The sequence below is a fragment of the Segatella copri genome, assembly GCF_051861805.1.
Lineage (GTDB): Bacteria > Bacteroidota > Bacteroidia > Bacteroidales > Bacteroidaceae > Prevotella > Prevotella copri_M.
Map to the genome: position 1 here is coordinate 2,736,921 of NZ_CP146520.1, position 24,427 is coordinate 2,761,347.

Here is a 24,427-nt window from a genome sequence, read left to right on the forward strand (position 1 = left end):
TTATTCCACGATTAAAGTTTGACCTTCATGACGAATATTCACTTTCTCGAAATGATTCATCAGTTCGATGATATCATCCAGATTCATGTTCTTCTCCAGTTGCAGGAAGAGACGGATATGGCGAGCTGACTCGTTCTGATAAGTTACCTGGAGATGGAAATGCTCGGCAATAGGAGTCAGGATATTCTGAAGTTCAGCGTTTTCGTAAACCAATGGGAGCTGGGCAAGACTTGCAGAATCTGTCTTTTCTTCTATGTTGGATTTCTGAGGAGCAGAAACCTGCTGGATAGAATCCTTATGGGATGCCACGAGTTCGGTATTGTTCTTATCAGATGGCTGATGAGAACGGGTTACCAGATGAATGGCTGCAAAGGTGATGCCGGAGACGACAAGGACGGCAGCAACGGCAGCTACCTTTCTCATCGGGCTCCAGAGAGGAAGCTGCTTGGCAGTTTGCTGGGTTTCTGCATTCTGCTTCGTCTCATCTTTCTGCTGCTTTTCTTTCAGCTTCATCTCATATTTCAGCTTCTCCCATTCTGCATCAATCGAAGGCATTTTCATCTTTTCCTTCGACTTGGCGAAATCCAGAGACTGTCGGGTCTCTACCAACTGCTGATAGAGTTCGTTCACTTCCTCATCGCCCAGAAGTTCATCCTTTTGGGTTTCGGAATACTTTTCGGGATGCTCCAGGAGATCGAGAAGCATATCCCATTTCTGAGAATCCATCTTCTGAGGATCTATGTCAGATAATTCATGTTTCATTTTCTTTTCCTTTCTTCATTTTAGGGTTATTGTATAAGCGGATTGCAAATCCGCAAAATAAAGAGGTCGAACCTTTTTTAACGACGGATTGCAAATCCGTCGGAACGCCTGGCGGAGGACTTTCTTACGGCAAAGACTATCTTGTCTGAACGCCTGGCGGATTATTTTCCTTTCAATTTTTCTCTGAGCGTTCGCAAACCTTTTACGATATGCTTGTTCACTGCCGAGACGCTGATGCCCAGTTCCTCCGCCGTATCCTTATACGACATTCCTTCCCGATAGCACAATCGGATGACGGAAGCAGTCTGGTCGGTCAGGTCGTGGTCGATGCAATCCACGGCAGCCTGCCATCGCTCTTCCAGACGAGAAGGTTCTTCCTCCGTCAATTTCTCTTCCGAGAGAGGGAGAAGCCGTTTCAGTCGTTCATCTCTCTTCTTTCTGGCTATAAGATTGATGCAGGCATTCTTCACGCTCCGCATCAGGTAAGCCCGGTCTGGAACCAGCTGTTTATCCCACAATCTGGAGAACACGTCGCTCACCACATCCCTCGCCTCCTCATTATCATGGAGCAAGGCAAAGGCGAAGCGATACATCTGCTCGTAATGGTCGTGGAACAGCCGTTCCATCCGCTGTTCATTTTCTTCTGTCATCACGTCATTTTCTTCTTGTTTCTACTCTTATATACAAGCTTTCCGGAAATCAATTACCCCTAAAATGAAGAAATCTTCTACTTTCTTTTGAAAAACCGATGCAAAGGTAATAAAAAAAATCGGTCAAGCAAAGAGCAAACCAAAATTGTTCTGCCTTCGCTTGACCGATTGTCATATATTCATTGTTGTATTGAGAGAGAAATCTATTTAATCGGCTCTGCATGGATACAATAGTAACTCTTCAAGGGATTTTCCTTATTCTTTTTCAAGATTAAAGCAACTAAACAACCCTCATAATCAGAGTTCCATTGCACAGGCGTATAGCCCTTCCAATACATCACAAGGTCTGCATCGGATGGCAAAGCCTTGAAACGATTGCGGTACTTCTCTCTGTTCGAATCATCTACCACAACACCCTTGCCATACTGACCATAATACATATCCATCAGATCAACCAGCATCCTCTTTTGCTCAGACAACACAGCCTCATGCTTCTTCATGCTTTCCGGATCCTCAGAATCCAACAGCACCCCTGATACAATGTATTTCAACTCAGAATATGGCTTTTCTGGAAAATCAGGAGAATAACGAGGAGAGACTATCCGGAACCGCTTGCTCCGGTCGAAGATGCAATACAAATCATAGTCTTCATTAGATGGATTCAGCAAATCAGAAGAGCCGAAATCGTAACCCATGAAACCAGTATTATAGATATTGAGATAGATGCCGGAAGAATAAACTACACGTCCACCCTTATAGCCATCAGCAACAATCAAGGTTCTATCTTCCTCCGTCATAGAAGTATTACGGTTGATCTGAAAAAGATAAGTGGTAAGGTTAATTGACACAACACTCCAATTGTAATCATTTCTGAGACTCACTTCCCTATCTGGCATTCCCTTACAAGACCATACAATGGAATCATAATAATGATAATAAGGGTTAGCTGATGAGTTATTGTTCTGATAATCGGTCAAATCAAAACTCAATAGTCTGAATGACTGAAATTTACTATGTCCATCACCCATTCCATGGGCATCCTTAGAATTGGCATATACACACCGAATATAATAACGGCAATCATCCGGTACTTTTTCAGTTTCATTTGGCTTGTCTTCTTCATCACTCTTATCAATAGTATAAGTATTCTGCACATTAATCAGTTCTAATAAAGATAAACGCTGATATACCACCAAGCCATAAACAGCTTTTTCCTGATTGTCAGCTACTGTCACCGAACCAATCTTCTCCATCACATACAGGTAAGCTTCATCTTCATGAAACTTCACATCCAGAATTTGCATATAATCATCAACCTTACCTGCCTTATTCGTTTTGATGACAATGCCCGTCGCATCATCATACGACCAATCCTGCTTCTTGAAACAGAATGTACGTGTATCCTCATCACGATAATAAGTCATCAACTGATTCTCAGATAAGAATTCATAGACCTTCGGACTATAATCCTTGATGCCTTCACGATAATCAGTTTTCGCAAGTTTACCGTTTTCCTTCACCTGATAGATGCCGACAGGTTGCCAGCCATAACTTACAAGCCAAGAATTCAGAACATTCCTATCTATATCACAGACAGGAGCCTTTCCATCTAAGATGCAATACCCGTCCTGATTTAAAACAAATGACTGGTTGAACAGTTCCTTGTCATTCCAAGGAAGGCTGTCCAACTTATCATCATCACTACTACAGCCAGTTAGCATCCAGATGCCAACCACCATGAATATCATCCATAAACAACGCTTCATATACTTTCTGTTTTTTTATTTTACAATCTGTTCTTTTCTGTATTACCGGCACCCGTACCCTTATACTTGCTTCTACTAACATTAAACTTATAGCTGAATGAACACATAATCATTCGGGTATCGGTATATTTTCTGGTATAGATATCGCTGGTACCATATACCAATCTTGTGGAATTGCGCATCGTCGCAAAGAGGTCATTGCCCGCCAAAATGACATTCAGGCGGTCGTGAAGAAAACTTCTACGCAAAGAGACGTCCACTCCTCCTTGTGCCATATAAAGCGGAAGCGAAGAATGGCCCTGCGTGTTCCAACTCATATCAAGATTAAGCGTCCAACCGCATGGTAACGAAAACGCATTATTGAAAGAGCCTATGAATATCGGTTTGCTGTACGCCTTACCACCAATCGTCAGGAACTGCTTTCTCATACCAGCGTCCAACGTAGGATGCCACCATCCTATCGTCGGCGATGCCGTCAGTCCCACGTAACAAACCTGAGTATGATTCAAATTACGAAAGGTGTACATACTGATTAACTCTTTGTCATGATACGGTTCTATCACCTGATAGCAAGGATCTACAAGATAACGCCAGTTGGCAAAAAACTGGAACCATTTATATCCCAGATTAATCCCTATGCCATGTTCGAAGGTTGACTTGAGCAATGGATTTCCACCCTGATAATAATAGCGACTATTATATTGCACGTTACTACTTAACTGACTATAGGAAGGACGACTTACCGTCACCTTATAGACCATATTCATTTTCATATTCCCGATAGGAAAGGTCAAGGACACATTCGGAAAGAAATGGTCGTACTTACGACTCTGATTAGGCACGAAATAATCCTTATTTTCCTCGCTCCAATAATCACCACCAGTATTATAGTAATTGGAAGAAACATGTTCGTATCTGAGGCCAGCATTCAGTTCTACCTTGTTTAGTCTCAATCCATAAGAAACAAAGGCTGCAAGATTACTTTCCTTCACCTGGTCGTCCGTCTTGCCTGGCAAGTCAGTTCCCTGTTCATCTATAGTATAAAGATTGGCACGGCAACTTTCGGTAAACTCATTACCAACCTTCAGAGTACCTTTCCATACCGGAAAGCTCAGTACCAGCTTAGATGCATACATCCAACTATCAGCCGTGAAATCAGATTCTATCGTACGAGAATCTCCGCCCTCCATTCCTGTTTCTTCAGAATATTGAGTCTGTCCTGTTTTACGAAGATATATTTCCCCATTCCATTCTATGCTCACCTTTCCTATCTGTCCGGCATAATAAGCCGTAATATCTTGCGTAGGTCGGCTTTTGAAACGGCAATACATATCATTTGTATAGCTTTCTGTCTTGGAGCCATTCTTCCAGACATCCATCAGCGAATTCCATCCACCCCGACTATAAGGATTGATGTTCACCTCGTAAGTGGCACCCACGGAATGCCTATCATTAAAAACATAATTAAAACCAAGACTTCCACTGGTATAGTAACTCTTGTTTTTGATAATCAAGTCTTCGTTGATATTCATGAGCGTCTTGCCGTAGAGTCTGTTATCATTATGCTGATTCTGATAGCCCTGAGACAAACCGCCATACAAATTGGAGAAGATATCCAATCCCCGATAACGATAATTCAAATCGAGTACTTCACGATGATTGTCCTGATGATTGCGCTGATAGACTTGCCGATAAGTCAATCCCAGTCCTTCTCCCTTCTTTCTTGTCGTCTTGATTCTGATGACAGACTGATAGGTTGCATCGTATTCAGCACCCGGCTCGGTTATCACCTCTACATGTTTGATGTCAGAAGAACTCAATCTGTCGAGATCAACGGTTCCCTTGATTTTCTTGTTATCGATATAAATCAAAGGTTTACCTTTTCCCAAGACTTCTATATCACCATTCTTCTGCATCACTCTCGGAAGATGTTTCAATACATCTTCTGCCGAGCCCATTTTCTCCAAGGAGGTTCCTTCTACCTGAGCCACCAATCCTTCAGAAGTCATTCTGAAAGGCTGTCGATGTCCTTTCACTACAATTTTCTGCAGGTTCATTGTTGCCTCCTTCAGAGTTATTGTCCCTATCTTACCTATATTAAAGGTATTGCTTGCCGTAATATAGCCCACGCAACTTACTCTTACGATCGCCTTTCTCGCCTCACAGGGAATCACGAACTGGCCGTTCTCATTCGTCACACCACCATTTATCAATGAAGAGTCCCTAACATTCAGCAGGGCCACATTGGCGAAATCTACAGGGCGATTCTTATTGTCGATGATACGGCCTATCATCTTGGTGGGAGTCTTCTGCGTACACTCCACCATGATATTATCCTCCACCTGCGTCATCCTGATGGGATAGAATCCTATCAGCTGCATGATGGCATCGGGAACACTCTGGTTTCTGATGCTCTTGGTTACCCTGAAATCCTCCAGTTCATCATACACGAAGTTGATGGTGTACTTATGCTGGCGGGCGTTCAAATCCTTCAACGCTGCAGAGAACGACACATTATTATATTGTCGGGTGATGCGTTGGGCTAATGCGGTTTGAAAAACAGCCACACAAGCACAAATCATAATCCATTTTTTCATATACATCAGTCTTTCTTTTTTTCTGTTACTTATTATCTATACAGTTGAGCCAAGCGAAAAACTAAGCAAAACATAGATTATTTTCGAAAAACCTATGCAAAGGTAATAAAAAACTAGAAAAAAGCTTGCTCTTTCGAATAAAAAGTGTATCTTTGCACCAAGAAACGACATCATTATATTATGGGTAAACGAGCCATCATAGAAGCTTTACGCCATTATTTCAGCACCCAACCCGTACTGAAAGCCTGGCTGTTCGGTTCTTTCTCCAGAGGGGAAGAAACGAAGGATAGCGATGTCGATATTATGGTTTCTTTGGACAAGAGCAAACCTATTGGTTTAAAATTCTTCGGCATGTGGAGTGATTTGGAAGAACTCTTAGGTAGAAAAGTTGATTTGGTATCAGAAGGAACCTTACTCCCTTTTGCACAGGAATCAGTAGAACGTGATAAAATCTTAGTTTATGAGAGAACGAAGTAGAGATAAACGGCATGAGGAACTATATCGTTCATGAATATTTTCAAGTTGATAACAACGTTGTTTGGGATGTGATTACAAACGACCTTCCGGTATTAGAGCAACAAATAAAGGAGTATCTAACAAAAGAGAAGTAAAAAACATCGGTCAAGCAAAGAGCAAGCCAATATGGTTTTGCCTTCGCTTGACCGATTGTCATATATTCATTGTTTTAAGAGAGTTTCTTTCTAACAAAAACTACAAGCGGCTCTTTTCTTCATTACCAGCACCCGTACCCTTATACTTACTGCGCTTGGCATTGAAATTATACGTAACCTGCAAGGAGATGCTACGAGTATAGTTGTAGCAGTCTTTTATAGTGCCCGACCCTAGTCCATACATCGTCCAACGCTCCTTTGCCGTCTTGAAGATATCATTTGCAGAAAGATAAATGATCCATGTGCGATTGGCAAACGACTTGTCAAACCGCAGATCGACGCTGTAAAAACTCTTCATCATAAGAAATCCATCAGCATTGGATGTTTCAGCATTCAGACTGATTGCCGCATTCATGGTTTCTGAAAGAGCTAAATTATTGTCGAGCGAGCACGACAGCAAAGGTTTGCTTAATGCCTTGCCGGCACCATACTTCCTGGTATCGAAAAACTGCTGGTTATAATTGAATCCCCACGTAGGACGGAAGAAGCCAAGCTTTGGCGAAACATTGACAGAAGCATAAAGCAGCTGCTTATGGTCGAAATTCAACGACGTACTATAAGCAAATTCCTTTCCAGGATAGATATACTTGGTCCACTCTATCACATCCTTCAGGTATTTATAACCTGCGGAAACATTCAGCCACTTATATGTCATCATTGCCTCAACATTGAACACCTTCTCCGGTTGCAAGGTAGGATTTCCGCCTTCATAAAGGAAACGGTTATCAAACTGCATGAAGTTGCCTAACTGTCGATAACTTGGACGACTTATTTTCTCGTTGACATTCAACTGCCAATTCCAGTTACCTTTGTTCCATGAAATGCTGAGGTTAGGAAAGAAGTTGCTGTATCTTCTACTTACATCATCCTGCTTGATTCCACCAGAGAAATAGTCGCGAATGATATTCTCGTAACGCATACCAAGACCAATGTTCCACTTGCTGAGGGACAGTCCATATTGCACAAAGCCAGCAACATTTCTTTCATGGATATCCGTCTCTGTAGATGGCACCAACTGCTCTTCGTTCAGGAACGTTCCATGAGAGTCGGTCTTCGACAGCTCTGTTCCTACAGACATATTTCCTTTCCACAAAGGAATATTCACAACCAACTTGCCTGCCCACATATCGCTATTCTGACGATTGCTTGAGTGTACCTCCTGATTACCCAACTCCTTGCTGCTTTCAATACTCTCGTCACTACGTCTGTTATTGACCGTATAGTATGTGGCGTTGAAATCGATGCCTACCTGTCCTATCTTTCCCACATAATAGATTTCTGCCTCATGTGAACCAAGGTGAGGCTTTGCAACCTCATTCTGCCCAATGCTTCCCTGTGCCACACCGTTCAGAAACACATCCTGTTGGCTTGCACTATTCGTCCTGCCATTCAACATGCCATAGTAGCGATAAGAGCCACCAATAGAATTGCTGTCGTTGAGTGAATAGTCGGCCGAGAGATATTCCGACAAGAAGCGGTGTTTGGTATCCGAATTAAAATGCTGGTCGTTGTGATAATGCTTATCGGGCAAATTGATATCTGTGTTCAGGTGATTATCCTCGCCAATATGATAGCCCTGCGTCCATAAGCTATTGGCTATCTCAAATTTCTTGGTCTGATACCGGGTGCTGATAAGCTCGTAATCCGACATCCATTTGTTGTATTTACCAAAAGCATCCGCGCGTAAGCTGAACCCATTGGCATGGCGCTCTTTGGTACGGATACGAATTACCGATTCCACCTCGGCATCATATTCAGCTCCAGGACTTGTAATCACGGAAATCGACTTGATGTTGTCGGGAGTGATATTTACAATCTCATTATTGTCATTCACACGCTTGTTGTTGATATAAACAATCGGTGTGCCTTTACCAAACACGGATATCTTTTGTCCATCAACAGAGACACGGGGCAACAGATTCAGGACATCAAAAGTGTTTGCCATCTTAGAAAGCAAGGTATGCTCTACGGCAACCTCCACTCCTCCAGGCGACATTTTATACTGAGGTCTTTCACCCTTCACTACAACTCCCCTGATAATCATCGTTTCAGGCTGCAATTTGATGATTCCCATTTCCGGATTGCTGTATATACGGTTGATTGTCTTATAACCAACGTATGTGATACGGGCTAAGACTTTCCGGGAATTACAAGGAATGACAAAACTTCCATTCTCATTGCTCACACCATGTCCTACGATTGTAGAATCTATGGGCGACAACAAGGTTATATTTGCATATTCGGCAGCATTGCCACTCTCATCTATAATACGTCCCTTATAACGAAGGGTTGTCTTCTGCGTACACTCCACCATGATATTATCCTCCACCTGCGTCATCCTGATGGGATAGAATCCTATCAGCTGCATGATGGCATCGGGAACGCTCTGGTTTCTGATGCTCTTGGTTACCCTGAAATCCTCCAGTTCATCATACACGAAGTTGATGGTGTACTTATGCTGGCGGGCGTTCAAATCCTTCAACGCCGCAGAGAACGACACATTCTTATATTGTCGGGTGATGCGCTGGGCATAAGACTGCTGAACCAAAAGCAACAGGAAGAGAAGAAGAAACTCTCTGATAAGCTTGCCGCTAACGGGCATTGGTTTCCAAAAATCTCTCATAAATATATCCTCCTATCTTATTTCACCATCAATGTACCGTCAATATACTCTATCTGTATACGGTCGAAAGCATTCAAAATCTCCAGGTTCTGCTCCAAACTCTTCGTCTTGTTCCAGTTGAAGAAGAGACGGATGTGCTGGGCACCGGCATCCACATACTCCACCTTGACATGATAGAAACAGGATAACTGAGCCAGGATGGTTCCCAATTCAGCATCATCAAACACCACGGGTTTCATATCAAGCGAATCCTTGTTCTCTGCTGTTGCAGCACGAAGACTGTCGTTCGTCAGGGCCTGGGTTGTTGCCAGCTGTTCTGTCGCAGCCTTGTTATCCGCTGTCTGATCAGAAGCCGGGAACCCCAACCAGCCATTGTGAATCGCAGCCAAGGCTACACCCGAAAGGAAGATGATGCCGACGATGGATGCAGCAATCTTCATCCGGTTGCGATAAGCGTCCTTGGCTCTGCCGGCATCCATCGCCATCTTATCCTCAAGATGTGCCTGAACAAACTCCTTCCAAGCCTCATCCACATCCACCTCCTTCGGATTGGCTTTCTTGCCAGCCATTCTCGCCATCGCCAGTTCATGGAAGAACTCCTTCACTTCCTCATCGGCAAGCAGGTGCTCCACCTGCTCGTCGGTATATTTCTCGGGATGCTCCTGCATGTCAAAGAGCATCATCCGCTTTTCGTCTTTACTCATGTTTGTCATTGTCTTGCTCATTTAAATTGTTTCTTAATCCAGTCCATCGCCTTCGAGAGATGGTTGAACACCGTCACCTTGCTCACTCCCACTTCATCAGCCACCTCCTGATAAGATTTCTCTTGAAGATAGCGCAGGCGGAAAATGAGTTGCCGGATAGGCGGTTCCAGATCTTCGATGAGAAGCATCAGCCGGTCGAGTCGCTCGTCGGTCTCTTCCGAGAGAATTACGTCAGCATCATCCAGCAGCAGCTTCGCCACCCTTTCCTTCACGCTCTTATGAGCTATCAGGTTGAGACAGCGGTTGCGGACGCTCCGCATCAGATAACCTTCCTCACCCCCAGGCACCAGAACCACATCATCGGCAAGAATCTGGGCGAAAACTTCGCTCACCACATCCTTGCTCTCGTCATCATCCGAAAGAATGCATCTGGCCAGATTGTACATCTTCGCGTAATGCTGACGGAATAACTGTTCTATGTCCTTTTTTCTGTTCATATACTATCTATACAGTTGAGCCAAGCGAAAAACTAAGCAAAACATCAACTTTTTTGTTTTTTTCTTTAAATCCGAATCGAAATCACCAAGATTCTCCCCGGATTTGAATGCAAAAGTACACAATCTATCGGAGATAGAAGACAAATGGTAAGGATAAATCGATTTTCTGTTGATTTATTTGTTCATTCCAACATTTTTTAGTACTTTTGCCCACCAAATTAGGAACAAGTAAATAAGATTGGTATAAAATAGGTATTACCAAGATAAAATAAAGAATAGATTAGATAAAGGAGAATAAGATTATGTCAACGATTATTTATCCATCACCGATATTCGGTCCGGTAAACTCCCGCCGTCTGGGAGTTTCACTGGGCATCAACCTCATGCCATCTGATGGCAAGGTCTGCTCATTCGACTGCGTTTATTGCGAATGCGGATTCAACGCCGACTTCCGTCCTAAGAAGAAGCGCCCTACCCGCGAGGAGGTAAGAGAAGGATTGGAGAAGGTTCTGAAAGAGCGCCACGACAACAACCAGCCTCTGGACGACATCACCTTCGCAGGAAACGGTGAACCTACGGGACACCCTGACTTTAAGGGAATCGTGGAAGATACGATGGAACTCTGCAAGAAATATTTCCCTGAAGCACAAGTATCCGTACTCAGCAATGCCACCTATATATATAAGGAGGAAGTGAGAGAGGCGCTGATGCTCGTGGATAACAACATCCTGAAACTGGATACCGTGGATATGGATTACATCAAGAAGCTGGACCGCCCTCAGCAGCCTAACTACGACGTGAAGGATGTGATCAAATATCTGAAGATGTTCAATGGGCACGTCATCATCCAGACCATGTTCCTGAGAGGTGACGGTTTGGACAATACCAGCGAGCATTTCGTAGCTCCTTGGCTAGAGGCAGTGAAAGACATCCAGCCTCAGCAGGTAATGGTTTATACCATCGCCCGTGAAACACCAGACAAGTTGCTGGAAAAGGCTCCAAAGGAAGTACTCGATGCCATCAAGGACCGTGTAGAGGCTCTGGGCATCAAGTGTACAGCCAGCTATTAAGAGATAATCAGGATAAGAAAGAAAAGCTAGTAGAAAAAAGAAAGAATGAAAGCGAAAAGTAATATCCTTATTATCAGTGATATGTGTGGCTACGGAAAGGTATCTGCCGCAGTTCAGATGCCTATCCTCTCTTATATGGGACTCGACGTGTTTAATCTGCCCACCATGCTCATCAGCAACACCTTCCCATACGGCAAGTACGCCATTCTGGAATGCACTTCGTATATCGAGGAAGCCTTGCAGAAGTGGAACGAACTGGGCATTCACTTCGATGCCATCACCACGGGTTTCATGGCTTCGGAGCGTCAGGCTAAGCTGGTGGCACGCTATTGCAGGGAACAGGCAGCACTGGGCACCGACATCTATGTGGATCCCGTGATGGGCGATTACGGCAAGCTCTATGGTGGAGCCAGTGAGAGTACCGTGAGATGCATGAAGGAGATGCTGAGCGTATCGCATCTCTGTTTTCCCAACTATACCGAAGCGTGCCTGCTGACGGATTCGGAATACAAGGAAGAGGGAATCTCGGAGAAGGAAGCCTATGAACTGATAGATAAACTGAGAGCCATCGGTTCCCACTCCGTGCTCATCACCTCGTGCATCGTAGAGGGTCAGCATGCCGTGGTAGGTTTCAATCATCTTACAGAAGAGTATTTCCTCCTGCCCTACGAAGAAATCCCCGTTCAGTTCCCGGGCACCGGCGACATCTTCTCCAGCATCATCGTGGGCAGACTGAAGGATGGCGATCATCTTCGCCATGCCACCCGCATCGCCATGGATACCCTGCGCAACTGGATAGACATCAACAAGGATGACAAGGACAAGAACCGCGGAATTCCGATAGAAAGGCATCTGGGGGACTTGTAGATTGCCATTTAGCAAACACAGAAGCAAGGGAATATCAATTAAGTTATAATGGAAAAGAAAGAAACAAATACACTCAGTATATTTCAGCGCCCGGTATGGGTAAGCCTGTTCGCCCTTACGGCTGCTATCTCGTGGGGATGGGCTTACCCATTGATAAAAATGGGAATGAAGGAATATCAGATTACAGCAGACATGACCGGAAGCAAGATGCTTTTTGCCGGCATCCGCTTCTTCATCTCCGGCATCATCATCCTTGCCATCGCCAGAAGCTCGCATCGTAAATTCGGATTCAAGAAGAAAGCTGTTCAAGAGAATGTCTGGTTCCTTCTCCTCTATGCACTCCTCAACACCACCCTTCATTATGCCTTCTTCTATTTCGGACTCTCGCATAATGCAGGAGCACGTTCGGCGATACTCAATTCGATGAGCGTCTTCACGGTGGTTATCTTTGCCTGCATCTTCTTCAAGAGCGACAGGATGACGTGGCGAAAGGCATTGGGCTGCATCATCGGCTTCCTGGGCATCCTTGCCTTGAACCTTGGCGGAAAGGAAAGCGGAAGTTTCACATTCCTGGGCGATGGTATGATTATCCTCAATGCCCTGTGTGGAGCCAGTGCTTCCCTGCTGACCCGAGGCTTGAGCAAGAGAGTGGATGTTTTCGTAGGAACCGGTTATTCGCTGAGCATCGGTGGAGCCTTGCTGGTGATTCCTGCATTGTTAATGGGTGGCTATCTACCAGTCATCAGCCTCTGGGGCATCACGATTCTGCTGCTGCTCATTGCCATCTCAACCATCAGTTTCGCTCTCTACAACAAATTATTGAGCTGCAATCCCGTAGGAAAGGTAGCGATATACAATTCGCTCATCCCCGTAGTAGGAGCCATCACCTCCTGCCTCTGTCTTGGCGAAACCTTCTACTGGAAGTATCTGATAGCAGGCGCATTGGCTACTGCCGGAATTTATATCATCAATAAAGGGAAGAAATAAATATTTAAAAAACTAAAATGTCATACTTGTTATTTGGCAGTTTCCCATCTTCTTCATACCTTTGCTGCTAAAATATAAAAGTGGCAAAGATATGAAGAAGATTTTTTTGATAGCAGTTGTCTTGCTGATGATGATAAACTTCATCATCAACTATCATCATGAGGTTACGAAAGAGCAGCATACACCGATGGCGGATTTCAAGACCAAGGTAGAGATGGCACCTATGAAGGAATACAATGATCCGGACTTCGGCTACGTTGTCAAATATCCTTGCTTCTTCCAGCAGGAGGATACTTCGGTATCGGGATACCAGGGCTATGCCCGCTTCTCATTCACCAATCATGCCAACATCATCCTGGAGAGTTACGTTACCCCCAACTATAGCAACACCCTCCAGGCTTGTGCCGATTCTCTAGCCCAGAAGCTTCATTCGGAGCGGACGATGCAGGCATCGAATAAAGCATTCATCCTCTCCGGTCCTGTCTATGAAAACGGAGTAAGAGTAGATGGCTACAGTCATTACGATAAATTCATCAAGAGTGGCAGAATACTCTTCGTCTATTCCCTCACCTATCCCGACAGCTACAAGCCAGCCATGCCCCGCCTGTTCAAACTCATAGACGACTGGAAGGTTTTAGGGGCATATTAATCTGCTTTGAAGATATCCTCGTAAGCCTCTTGGGATTGTATAAAAACAGCTTTCAAAGAACATAAAAGCACTTGATTATTTGCATATATCAAATATTAATTGTAAATTTGCGGTGGAAATATAAACATCAAAGATTATGTCAATATTCAGTCGCCTCTTTGGAAGGAAGAACAATCTTAGCGTAAGCTCTGACATCAAGAAGAAAGATGCCAGAAGCAGAAATATTGCCTTCGTAGATACCGAAGTGGGACTGAAAGACCATAAAATACATGATATCGGGGCATTAAGTTATGATGGAGCTACCTTTCACCAAGCATCACAGACGGCACTGAACAAGTTCCTGCAAGAAGGAAAGGTTGACTACATCTGCGGGCATAACCTCATTCATCACGATGCCCGCTATCTCCAACTCAACGGCATACTGATAGATACCCTCTATCTCTCCCCACTCCTCTTCCCCAAGCGCCCTTACCATCATCTTGTAAAGGACGACAAACTGATGAGCGAGCAGATGAACAATCCTGTCAATGACTGCGAGAAAGCCAAGGAGCTTTTGATGGATGAAATCGCTGCATGGAATCAATTATCAGAAAGGAAGAGGAAAATCTTCACCTTGCTGCTCCAGAATGAAGAGGAATTCAGAGGATTCCTGATGTATGTGGGAGCCATCGACACGGAAGATACTATATCAACCGATACCATATCAGCTGATACCATATCGGATCATGCAATCATAGAAGTTTCAGAATACATTCTTTCTGAATACAAGAATCATATTTGCGCCCATGCCGACATTCCGGCTCTTGCAGCCCAGTCGCCTTGCGGCTTGGCATACGCCTTGGCTCTCATAGGCACAGACGATTACCAATCTGTAACCCCAGGTTGGGTACTCTGCCATTATCCCGAAGTAGAACATATCATCTATATGCTCTGCCATACTCAATGCACCGATGGCTGCGAGTATTGCAACCGCATGCTCGACATTCATCACAACCTGAAACAGCTCTTTGGCTATGATGCCTTCCGTACCTATGACGGCGAACCGCTGCAGGAACAGGCATCGCAGGCAGCAGTGGATGGCAAGTCATTATTGGCGATATTTCCTACGGGTGGCGGCAAGTCACTCACCTTCCAGTTGCCAGCCCTGATGGATGGCAGAACCATTCATGGACTCACCGTGGTTATCTCGCCTCTGCAATCATTGATGAAAGACCAGGTAGATAACCTCGCTGACCGCGGTTTCACCGATGCCGTAACCATCAACGGTCTCCTCGACCCTATCTCCCGCTCCCTAGCCATCGAACGAGTACAGAGCGGAGATGCCACCTTATTATATATAGCACCAGAGATGTTGCGCTCCAAAACCATCGAGCGCATCCTGATGGCACGGCATGTGGTGAGATTCGTCATTGACGAAGCTCACTGCTTCTCTGCATGGGGACAAGACTTCCGTGTGGACTATCTATACATCGGCAAGTTTATCAAGGAATATCAGGAACGCAAGTTTGGCAAGGATGCAATGGCCCGTAATCATGGTCAGACCCTGATACCCGTATCTTGCTTCACCGCCACTGCAAAACAGAAGGTGGTGCAGGACATCTGCGACTATTTCAAGCATTGGCTGGGCACCGATCTCCAGCTCTTCGCCTCATCAGCCTCACGTACCAACCTGCACTATTCCGTTATCCACGTAGATAGTGACGGCAACAAATACAATCTCCTGCGCTCGCTGGTAGAGCAGGCTGACTGCCCTACCATCATCTACGTATCCCGCACCAAGCGAACCCGGGAACTCGCCCAGAAGCTGACCCGTGACGGAATTTCCGCCCTGCCCTATAATGGCAAGATGGATGCTGATGAGAAGATACACAATCAGGATGCCTTCATGAGCGATAAGGTAAGAATCATCGTTGCTACCTCCGCCTTCGGCATGGGAGTAGATAAGAGCGATGTGGGGCTGGTTATCCACTACGACATCTCCGACTCTCTGGAGAACTATGTACAGGAGGCTGGACGTGCAGGAAGAGATCCACACCTCAATGCCAAATGCTATGTACTCTATAGCGACGAGGACTTGGACAAGCACTTCATCCTGCTCAACCAAACCAAACTGAGCATCAGTGAGATACAACAGGTATGGAAAGCCATTAAGGATTTTACCAAGCAGCGTCCACATGTAAGTTGTTCGGCACTGGAGATAGCCCGCCAAGCCGGTTGGGATGACTCGGTATCCGACATAGAAACCCGTGTTCGCACCGCCCTTTCTGCTCTCGAACAGAGCGGATACATAGAGCGTGGCAACAACATTCCGCACGTCTATGCCACAGGTATTACTGTCAAGAACATGGACGAGGCAAGACTGCGCCTCACCGAATCACCCCTGTTCTCGGAAGATGAGATGAAGAATGCCATCCGCATCATCAAGTCGCTCATCACCCAGAAGCATATAGCCAAGGCACAGGATAGCGAGGCAGAATCCCGCATCGATTACCTCGCCGACATCCTAGGACTCAGCAAGCGAGACGTCATCTCCTCCGTTGACCGAATGCGACAGGAAGGCATCCTTGCCGATACCCGTGACATCTCTGCCTATCTGCAAGACATCAGCGACAAGCAACGCAAGCCTCAGCAGATGCTGGAAAACTTCGCCAAACTGGAAAGATACATTCTGGAACATATTCCGGATGAATCGCTGCACATCACATACAAACAACTCAATGACAATGCCGTACATGACGGCATCAACACTTCTACAGAAAAGAAAATCCGCACACTGCTATACTTCTTAGCAGTGAAGGGCTATGCGCACAAGAAGGAAGACGGCGTCCGTAATCTCATCGTAACAAGAGACAAGGATATAGAGACCATCATCAAGCGATTCGAAAGACGAATTGAGGTTTGCCGATTCATTATCGAAAGACTATATAGCCTGGCTGAGGAAATAAGTAAAACTACAACAGAAGAGAGCAACAATAGCTCTTCTGAAGAAAAGAATCCTTTCGAAGAAAAAGGTTTAGGAAAAGCCTCTGGCTCTAGAGATAATTCAAAAGAGAATTCAAGAGAGAATTCAAGAGAGAATTCAAGAGAGAAGCCTCTTCAATTCTCGGTAGTCGAACTTCTGAACGATCTGAAATCCAGCAACCAGTCACTCTTCTCCGACTTCTCTTCCCTACAGTTGGAAGACGTGGAGGAAGCCTTGCTCTATCTCTCCAAGATAGGAGCCATGAAGCTGGAAGGAGGATTCCTGGTACTCTACAATGCGATGGCGATTAAACGCACCAAGGAACTTCGCATGCGCTATAAGCAGGAGGATTATCGCATGCTCAATGAGTTCTACAAGCAGAAGATTCAGCAGATTCACATCGTGGGCGAATATGCCAACCTGATGGTAAGGGATTATGACGCCGCCCTGCAATATGTGCAGGATTACTTCCAGATGGACTACCATCGCTTCATCTCAAAGTACTTCAAGGGCAACCGGGAGACTGAGATAGAGCGCAACGTAACACCTTCGAAGTATAAGCAACTCTTCGGAATGCTCTCCAAGAGACAGAAGGAAATCATCGACGACCACGAGTCCCGCTGCATCGTAGTCGCTGCCGGTCCTGGCAGCGGCAAGACACGTGTGCTCGTACATAAGCTTGCCTCTCTCCTGCTGTTGGAAGATGTAAAGCACGAACAACTCCTGATGCTCACTTTCTCTCGTGCAGCCGCTACCGAGTTCAAGCAGCGACTGATGCAACTCATCGGCAATTCCGCCCATTTCGTAGAAATCAAGACCTTCCATTCTTACTGCTTCGACCTGCTGGGCAGGGTTGGCAATCTGGATGAGGCTGGAGATGTGGTTAAGCAAGCCGCCGAAATGATCAACAATGGAGAAGTGGAGCCCAATCGCATCAGCAAGACCGTACTCGTTATCGACGAAGCGCAAGACATGAGCAAGGATGACTATGCCCTTGTCTCTGCTCTGATGAAAGCCAACGAAGAGATGAGGGTGATTGCCGTAGGCGATGATGACCAGAACATCTATGAGTTTAGGGGCTCCAACTCGCAGTATCTCTATGAATTGACCCAGACAGAGCACAGCCGTTTCATCGAGATGACCGAGAATTACCGCAGCCTTCGCCACATCGTGGATACTGCCAACGACTTCGCCCGAAACATCCGCCAACGAATCAAATCTACCCCTATCATCTCCATGAGTCAAGAAGATGGCGAGGTTAGAATCGTGAAGCATCCATACGAGATTCAGGAGAAAAAGGTTTATATGTATCAGCCTATCCTAGAAGATGTTACGCAATTACTAAGAAGTAACGCTTCAAAAGAAGCCGATGCATCTTCCCTCAAGAAGAACGAAACCATCAGCATCCTTACGCAGACCAATGAGGAGGCTGTCATCATGCTGGCTCTTCTTCACAGCCATGGCATCAAGGCCAAGCTGGTGCAATCAATGGACGGCTTGCGCTTCTGGAATCTGGCAGAGGTAAGATACTTCTTGAAGAAGATAGACCAAGGCATCAAGGAGACGAAATCCCCTATCATCCCTGATGATATTTGGGAAGCAGCCAAGCAGCAGACATTCCAAAAGTATGCCACCAGCCAGGCATTGCCATACCTGCGCCGCAGCCTTCAGATATTTGAGCAGACCAATCGTGCCAAGTACTACAGCGACCTGAGGGAGTTCGTGTTCGAATCATCAGTAGAAGACTTCTGTGACATCTCGAAATCAGACATCGTGGTCAGCACCATCCACAAGGCAAAAGGCCATGAGTTCGACCATGTACTGATGCTCATTACCCATCCCGAACATCCTACAGATGAAATACTGCGCCGATACTATGTAGGTATGACCCGTGCCAAGCGTACGCTTGCCATCCACACCAACGGCAATCTCTTCGACAGCCTGAACAGTGCCCAGCATCTCTATGATGCCCAAGCCTACGATGAGCCCAAAGAAATAGTACTTCAGCTCTCACACAAGGATGTAAACCTGGGCTTCTCCAAGCCTCACAAGGATGCTATCCTTTGCCTGAGAAGCGGTATGCCGCTAACCTACCACGACCATTGCCTCTGTCTCCCATCAACAGGCAGAGACATAGCCCAGCTCTCCATCAAGATGAAAGAGAAACTAGGCAAATGGGAGTTGAAAGGCTACAAGGTAACTGCTGCCCGAATCCGCTTCATCGTGGCATGGAAGTCAAAGGATGCACCGAGAGATGAGAAGGAATCTGCCATCGTGCTCGCAGATTTGGTGATGAAAAAATAAGGTAAATTCATCAAAAATCTATCACCAAACGCTATTTATCCTTTCTTTTTATACACAAAAGTGTAATTCTTAAGCCGCACTCTAGAGAAATACACTTTTGTGTCAAAGGCTTTTTCCTATAAAGCTATACTTTTGCAGCAGAAAAATAAATGAATCAAGCAAAACTGTAGCAATATGAAGAAAAAAGTAATTTTTACCACAGCGTTGTGCCTCTCGGCTATGACTCCGATGATGGCGCAGAATATCACCGGCAAGGTGATGAATACCAAGGGAGAACCTTTGGCGTTTGCCAATGTAGTATTATTGAATAGAACAGACTCGGCTTTCGTCAAGGGCGCAGTGAGTGGAGAGGATGGCAGCTTTGTCATCGACTCTTCCTGCAACGGCGGAATCATCAAGGTGACATCCGTAGGCTATAAGACAATCTGCAAGGATTGCACTGGTGAGAATGTGGGCATCATCAAGATGGAAGAAGACAGCAAGATGCTCGGCGAAGTGGTCGTGAAGTCATCCCTGCCTAAGACTATCCTGAAGAATGGCGGAATGACGACAACCGTTGTCGGATCCGTACTTGAGAAGGCAGGAACCATGGAGAACCTGCTCGACCGCATCCCTAACGTGTCTGCCCAGAATGGCAGCATCAAGGTATTCGGTCGCGGTGAGCCTGTTATCTATATCAATGGACGACAGATGAGAGACAAGAGCGAGCTGGACCGTTTGCATTCCGATAACATCAAGTCGGTGGAAGTCATCACTAACCCTGGTGCTCGTTACGCTGCCAGCACCAAGGCGGTCATCCGTATCACAACGAAGAAGATACAGGGCGAGGGCTTCGGGTTTGACGCTACAACAGAAGGATCGTACGACGAGAAAAAGAACATTGGAGGATATGGCAGGCTGAATATGAACTATCGCAAGAATGGATTAGAGCTAGGCGCATACGCTTTTGGAGCAAGACAATACCAGCCAGACAATAAAGACTTACAGCAGAAGACTTATCTTGACAAGACGTGGAACCAGAAAAGTGAGATAAGACAAGTAGGTATTATCGAAGCCATGAACTTTCGATTGGATGCCAGCTACCAGTTGGATGCCAATAACTCTATAGGTGCCAACTTTGGTTTTCTAAGAAATCCAAAACAAACATGGAACGGCGATATGAGTTCTTCTATATTGCAAGACGAAGAATTGTCTGAAAGTTCTGATAGTCATGCTGATTTCTTTTGGCAGAAGAATAATCTTTCAAGCAACATTTACTATGTGGGAAAGATTGGCAAACTCGGCATCGACTTCAATACCGACTGGCTATGGTCGAAGGAATACCAGAACGATGTTACCAAAGAGCAATACCAGGAAGTGGGGATGAATGCACAAAGCCAAACGGCTCATAGCTTGACTAACAAGGATTATCATTTGCTTGCTTCCAAGCTGGTTCTTTCTTATCCTCTGTTGGGCGGCGACTTATCTTTGGGTGGTGAATATTCAAATACCCATCGTACCTCAAAGTATCAAGTGGTGCCAACCAACTTGGTATCGGATGACGACAGCCGTATTACAGAAAGCATGACATCTTCATTCTTGACCTATTCAAGAGATTTCGGAAACGTAAGCATGGAGGCAGGACTGAGATACGAGTACATCGACTTCAACTACTATGAATACGGCAAGTATATGCCAGGACAAAGCAAGTCGTATGGCAATTGGTTCCCATCGCTCAGCTTATCGATGCCTGTGGGCAAGGTACAGATGCAGCTGAGCTATTCTGCCGACATCGATCGTCCTTCCTATCATTTCCTGCGCAGCGGCATTCAGTATGACAACCGCTACACGTATGAAACAGGAAACCCATTCTTGGTGTCTGAGATAAGCAGAAATCTCAACTACGAGTTGGCTTACAAATGGTTGACATTCGATATGACCTACAGTCATACTTCACATCCAATTATGTCAACAGTGGAGACTTATAAGGATAATCCTGCAATAGGCTTGATGAAGCCTGTGAATGGGAATTCGTATAATGACGTAGCTGCATCCATTAATTTGCGCCCTTCGTTTGGCATCTGGTATCCTTCGCTTACTGCATCCATTGACAAGCAATGGTTTGATATGGAGACGCACGATGGGAAATCGCTCAATAAGCCAATGGCTTCTTTCCGTTTTGACAATACCCTCAACACCAAATTAGGAATGTTTACGTTGATGATGTCATATATCACGAAAGGCCATGAGAAGAACCAGTATCTGTACAAGCCAATGTTTTGCACGAATGTTTCCGCATATAAGGCTTTCTTGAAGGATCGTTTGTCGTTTCAGCTCTTCATCTATGATTTGTTCGGAACAAACGACAGCCATATGATTGCTCATTTTGGCAAAATAAAGCAAATGGTGTATGATGGATTGTCAACAAGCAAAGTGTCGCTTACTGTACAGTATAAGTTCAACACTACAAGAAGCAAGTATAAGGGTACGGGTGCTGGAGAAAGCCAGAAGAACAGAATGTAATCTGTCTATCTGCTGAATCCAGCAATGGTGTAATGACAATAAATCTCTCTATAAATGAACAACCCAATGAAATTGTTGATTAGTGGCGCAGACTTGGGAGGCTTGATAGCTTCCTGTGCCTTGCGCCATGACTTCCATAAAAGCCCTCGGCAGGAAGATAGATTTCATATCTATCGCATAGAAAAGGATACGCTGACGATGGAAGATGTGGATGCATGCGACTTGTCGGGCATCCGGTATGCGGTGAATGCAACCTTGCATGACAACGAAGCCTCGTTTGCTTTCGATGAGAAATGTAAGGAGCAGGGCATCACCGTTATCCATGCCGTCAATCTTGGCAAGGCTGCCTTTCTCGCTGTAGAGAAACCGAAAGGCTATCCATTCAGCGAAGTAGTGAAAAAAGGAACGGATGATTTCCGTTGCTCACTGGGCAAGTATATCTCGCAGTACGGTATGTTCTGGCAGATGCCTGTGCCTTGGATAGATGAAGCCATCAGGCATTATTCCAATGAGTCTTTCCCGCAACGGGGCATCGGGGCATATATTACCGCCGGCTATTGTGCCAACATTCTCGCAAACCTTGCGGAAGGCAAGGAGGTGAAATACTTCCCCAAGTTCTATCTCTCGCCATTGTTGGAAGAGATATGATTCTGATTATATCATCTGATAATTCGTGGCATGAAACAGTGCCTCGGCAATGTTCTTCACGCCTATCTTGGCGAAAAGGTTGCGCTTGCAAGCCTTTATAGTGTCAACCGATTTGCATAGTCGGTCGGCAATATCATTCATCGTGTAACCTTGGGCAGACAATCTCAAAACATCTCTCTCAGTCTCGCTCAAGGTTATGCCTTCTTTCTTTTCCCACTTGTGGCGCAATGTGGAATATTCAAAATAGCTACGCTCACCATTCTTCTGCATGATGATATGTCCCGGTTCATCGGTTGCAGCCAATGATACGGTGCAGAGGGCAAGCCAGATTCTTCCATCATCAGAAAGAAGTATCGGAGTGAGGTGATGATGAATCAATCGGCTATGCCTGCCATTGGTAAGATGAAAGTCGTACGAGATGGTATAGTCCAGACGGTCGCCCACAGGCAATTCATTGAAAAGATCAAAACCTTTCTTGTTCACTTCGAGCAGCATCTGCAGGTCGGCATCCGGAACATGGTCGATATACATCTGATAGCCTGCGTCCATCAACTGCTCCGGTTCCAATCCGCAGAGATAAGCGAGGTTATCTGATGCATAGATGAAGTCCTGATGAAAATAGTCGATGATATAGACGCACTGGTAGGTGCTGCGGGCAAAGGCCTTTGCCGCATTCACCAATAATTCTATCTTCTCGTAATCTTCTCTGTTGATATGATTCACCTCGTTGGAATGGAGGAAGAAATCGTCTTTTTCTTTATTCATAAGCTATTCTGAATATTACTCTTTCTATCTGTTCTCCGATTCATTAAGCCATCGGATCTCTTTTTAAATACGTTATTCGCCTACAAAAGTACATATTTTTATTTGATTACAACTCTATTGGATTGTTTATTTACAGATAATTAACCGTAAAAGACGAAGACTTACACAAAGACGCTGATGATTCTCGTTAACCACTGGATATGCGTAGTACAACCCATACGCATTCAGCATTTCCTTGTTCTTTAAATCTTTGCTTTCACAGTTCTTTTAAACAGCTGTCTATCAACAAGTTTAGGGTGAAGGCAGTTTATAAGCAGAGAATATGATCGTACTCATAGGAGAAGCTGATATTTCCAACAGGAGCAAAAGACACTATCTAGCATCGGCTGACTCGGGTCATCCATATAGATGACTCGGGGCAGCTATATGAATGACTCTAGTCAGCTACATAGATTGCTTGAGTCAACCGATACGAGAATAGTATTCTCCGTCCTTCTTTACCTGCCAGCTACTCCCACTCATCATTATCAATCATCCTCCTCCACGTAACAACCATTTTCTCTATTCATTATTCTCCTTTCACCCTCAAGCCACTATGCCACAAAGAGTTAACATGGGCGTGAAAGCAAAAAACATCAAACGCTTATTTTTTAAAAAAGATATTAGACCGCTTTTAGCATTCTTTTATTATAAAAATTTGGTGATTAGAAAGAAAACTCGTATTTTTGCAGCATATATATTAATATTGATAGATATGGTTTAATCATAATATAACAAGGAAAGGAATTGCCATATAACAAGGTAACAACCTAACCTCATTAACACAACATAAAAATATAAAATCATGGGATGTTATTTAGCAATCGGGCTGAAGATAAAAACAGCCATTGGAAAGAAAGAAATATCGAAGCATCTTGACAAGATGCCACTCGAAGACATTTTCAAGGAGATAGAAAAAGAATATCACCTTGAAGACATTTACGTTCGCCAAGAAACAGAGGATTATTATGTTTACACACTTGACGAAAAGTTGTTAGACAAAGAGTTCATCCCTTTCTTGGAGAAGTTCTATCAATTGCGATACCAAGATGGTGACAACTATGATGCGCCTGATGTATTGGAAGAACTAAACAGTATTCCTGACACTCCATCTCGCTTAGCTTTACTAAGCAAGAAAAGCTTCCAAACATATCAAATGGGAAGCGATAATGACTACCATCGAGTAAATGGTAGTTGGATCTACGAAGTACCAATCTATAATACTTATGCCATTTTGAGTTTGGATGGCAAGATAATAATGGAATGTTATAACGGATTATTTAATTTCTTGCGTCGTTGCATCATAGCACAACTGCCAGAGTTCAAACTATCAAAAGCTTTAAGCATTTGGATTGATGGATAAT

The 24,427-nt window shown here is 44.7% G+C and carries 18 protein-coding genes; 10 read left to right on the forward strand and 8 right to left on the reverse strand.

All coding sequences use genetic code 11. The features are described 5' to 3' along the window. The 4 genes from V8Z93_RS10765 to V8Z93_RS10780 all read right to left on the reverse strand — a co-directional run bounded on the left by V8Z93_RS10765 (position 1) and on the right by V8Z93_RS10780 (position 5,775). Positions 1-762 carry a DUF4974 domain-containing protein gene (locus V8Z93_RS10765; RefSeq protein WP_439431502.1) on the reverse strand — a complete coding sequence of 254 codons (762 nt, stop codon included), beginning with the start codon at positions 760-762 and terminating at the stop codon, positions 1-3. Positions 763-923: 161 nt separating this feature from the next. Beyond that, entirely contained in the window at positions 924-1,412 is a 489-nt protein-coding gene (locus tag V8Z93_RS10770; protein ID WP_228113455.1) for an RNA polymerase sigma factor, read from the reverse strand. A gap of 203 nt (positions 1,413-1,615) precedes the next feature. Further along, positions 1,616-3,178 (reverse strand): hypothetical protein, encoded by a 1,563-nt coding sequence (locus tag V8Z93_RS10775; protein ID WP_439431503.1) that lies wholly within the window; start codon positions 3,176-3,178, stop codon positions 1,616-1,618. Between the two features lie 20 nt (positions 3,179-3,198). Beyond that, positions 3,199-5,775 (reverse strand): outer membrane beta-barrel protein, encoded by a 2,577-nt coding sequence (locus V8Z93_RS10780; protein ID WP_439431504.1) that lies wholly within the window; start codon positions 5,773-5,775, stop codon positions 3,199-3,201. Positions 5,776-5,955: 180 nt separating this feature from the next. Between V8Z93_RS10780 and V8Z93_RS10785 the strand changes: the two genes are divergently transcribed. After that, entirely contained in the window at positions 5,956-6,252 is a 297-nt protein-coding gene (locus V8Z93_RS10785; protein ID WP_117585943.1) for a nucleotidyltransferase family protein, read from the forward strand. Between the two features lie 11 nt (positions 6,253-6,263). Further along, on the forward strand, positions 6,264-6,386 hold the full coding sequence (locus V8Z93_RS10790; protein WP_439431505.1) for a HepT-like ribonuclease domain-containing protein: 123 nt from the start codon (positions 6,264-6,266) through the stop codon (positions 6,384-6,386). A gap of 100 nt (positions 6,387-6,486) precedes the next feature. Here V8Z93_RS10790 and V8Z93_RS10795 read toward each other — a convergent pair whose 3' ends face one another. The 3 genes from V8Z93_RS10795 to V8Z93_RS10805 are packed head-to-tail and all read right to left on the reverse strand — an operon-like array spanning position 6,487 to position 10,270. Then, complete coding sequence (locus V8Z93_RS10795) at positions 6,487-9,069, reverse strand: TonB-dependent receptor domain-containing protein (RefSeq protein ID WP_439431506.1); 2,583 nt, start codon at positions 9,067-9,069, stop codon at positions 6,487-6,489. 17 nt (positions 9,070-9,086) lie between these two features. Next, positions 9,087-9,794: a DUF4974 domain-containing protein gene (locus tag V8Z93_RS10800; RefSeq protein ID WP_439431507.1), complete on the reverse strand. Its 708-nt coding sequence runs from the start codon at positions 9,792-9,794 to the stop codon at positions 9,087-9,089. After that, the gene (locus V8Z93_RS10805) at positions 9,791-10,270 is read right to left on the reverse strand and encodes a sigma-70 family RNA polymerase sigma factor (RefSeq protein ID WP_439431508.1); all 480 of its coding nucleotides are present in this window, start codon (positions 10,268-10,270) and stop codon (positions 9,791-9,793) included. Before V8Z93_RS10805 ends, V8Z93_RS10800 begins: the two co-directional genes overlap by 4 nt. A gap of 302 nt (positions 10,271-10,572) precedes the next feature. Here V8Z93_RS10805 and V8Z93_RS10810 point away from each other — a divergent pair, with 302 nt between their 5' ends. The 7 genes from V8Z93_RS10810 (at position 10,573) to V8Z93_RS10840 (ending at position 22,259) form a co-directional block, all read left to right on the forward strand. Beyond that, positions 10,573-11,340 (forward strand): radical SAM protein, encoded by a 768-nt coding sequence (locus V8Z93_RS10810; protein ID WP_233904812.1) that lies wholly within the window; start codon positions 10,573-10,575, stop codon positions 11,338-11,340. Positions 11,341-11,385: 45 nt separating this feature from the next. Beyond that, the gene (locus V8Z93_RS10815) at positions 11,386-12,207 is read left to right on the forward strand and encodes a bifunctional hydroxymethylpyrimidine kinase/phosphomethylpyrimidine kinase (protein WP_117663641.1); all 822 of its coding nucleotides are present in this window, start codon (positions 11,386-11,388) and stop codon (positions 12,205-12,207) included. 48 nt (positions 12,208-12,255) lie between these two features. Beyond that, positions 12,256-13,194, forward strand: coding sequence for a DMT family transporter (locus tag V8Z93_RS10820; RefSeq protein WP_217764831.1), 939 nt, complete (start codon positions 12,256-12,258; stop codon positions 13,192-13,194). A 91-nt stretch (positions 13,195-13,285) separates the two neighbouring features. Further along, positions 13,286-13,843, forward strand: a complete 558-nt coding sequence (locus V8Z93_RS10825; protein ID WP_153093163.1) for a hypothetical protein — start codon at positions 13,286-13,288, stop codon at positions 13,841-13,843. 136 nt (positions 13,844-13,979) lie between these two features. Then, positions 13,980-19,109, forward strand: coding sequence for a RecQ family ATP-dependent DNA helicase (locus tag V8Z93_RS10830; RefSeq protein ID WP_439431509.1), 5,130 nt, complete (start codon positions 13,980-13,982; stop codon positions 19,107-19,109). Positions 19,110-19,283: 174 nt separating this feature from the next. After that, positions 19,284-21,611 carry a TonB-dependent receptor domain-containing protein gene (locus V8Z93_RS10835; RefSeq protein ID WP_439431510.1) on the forward strand — a complete coding sequence of 776 codons (2,328 nt, stop codon included), beginning with the start codon at positions 19,284-19,286 and terminating at the stop codon, positions 21,609-21,611. A 66-nt stretch (positions 21,612-21,677) separates the two neighbouring features. Continuing rightward, positions 21,678-22,259 carry a hypothetical protein gene (locus tag V8Z93_RS10840; protein ID WP_439431511.1) on the forward strand — a complete coding sequence of 194 codons (582 nt, stop codon included), beginning with the start codon at positions 21,678-21,680 and terminating at the stop codon, positions 22,257-22,259. Between the two features lie 6 nt (positions 22,260-22,265). On the opposite strand, the gene V8Z93_RS10845 is transcribed toward V8Z93_RS10840, so the two are convergent. After that, positions 22,266-23,024, reverse strand: a complete 759-nt coding sequence (locus V8Z93_RS10845) for a helix-turn-helix transcriptional regulator (protein ID WP_203040394.1) — start codon at positions 23,022-23,024, stop codon at positions 22,266-22,268. 844 nt (positions 23,025-23,868) lie between these two features. On the opposite strand from V8Z93_RS10845, the gene V8Z93_RS10850 reads away from it, so the two are divergent. After that, entirely contained in the window at positions 23,869-24,426 is a 558-nt protein-coding gene (locus V8Z93_RS10850; RefSeq protein WP_203040393.1) for a hypothetical protein, read from the forward strand. Position 24,427: the final 1 nt, after the last annotated feature.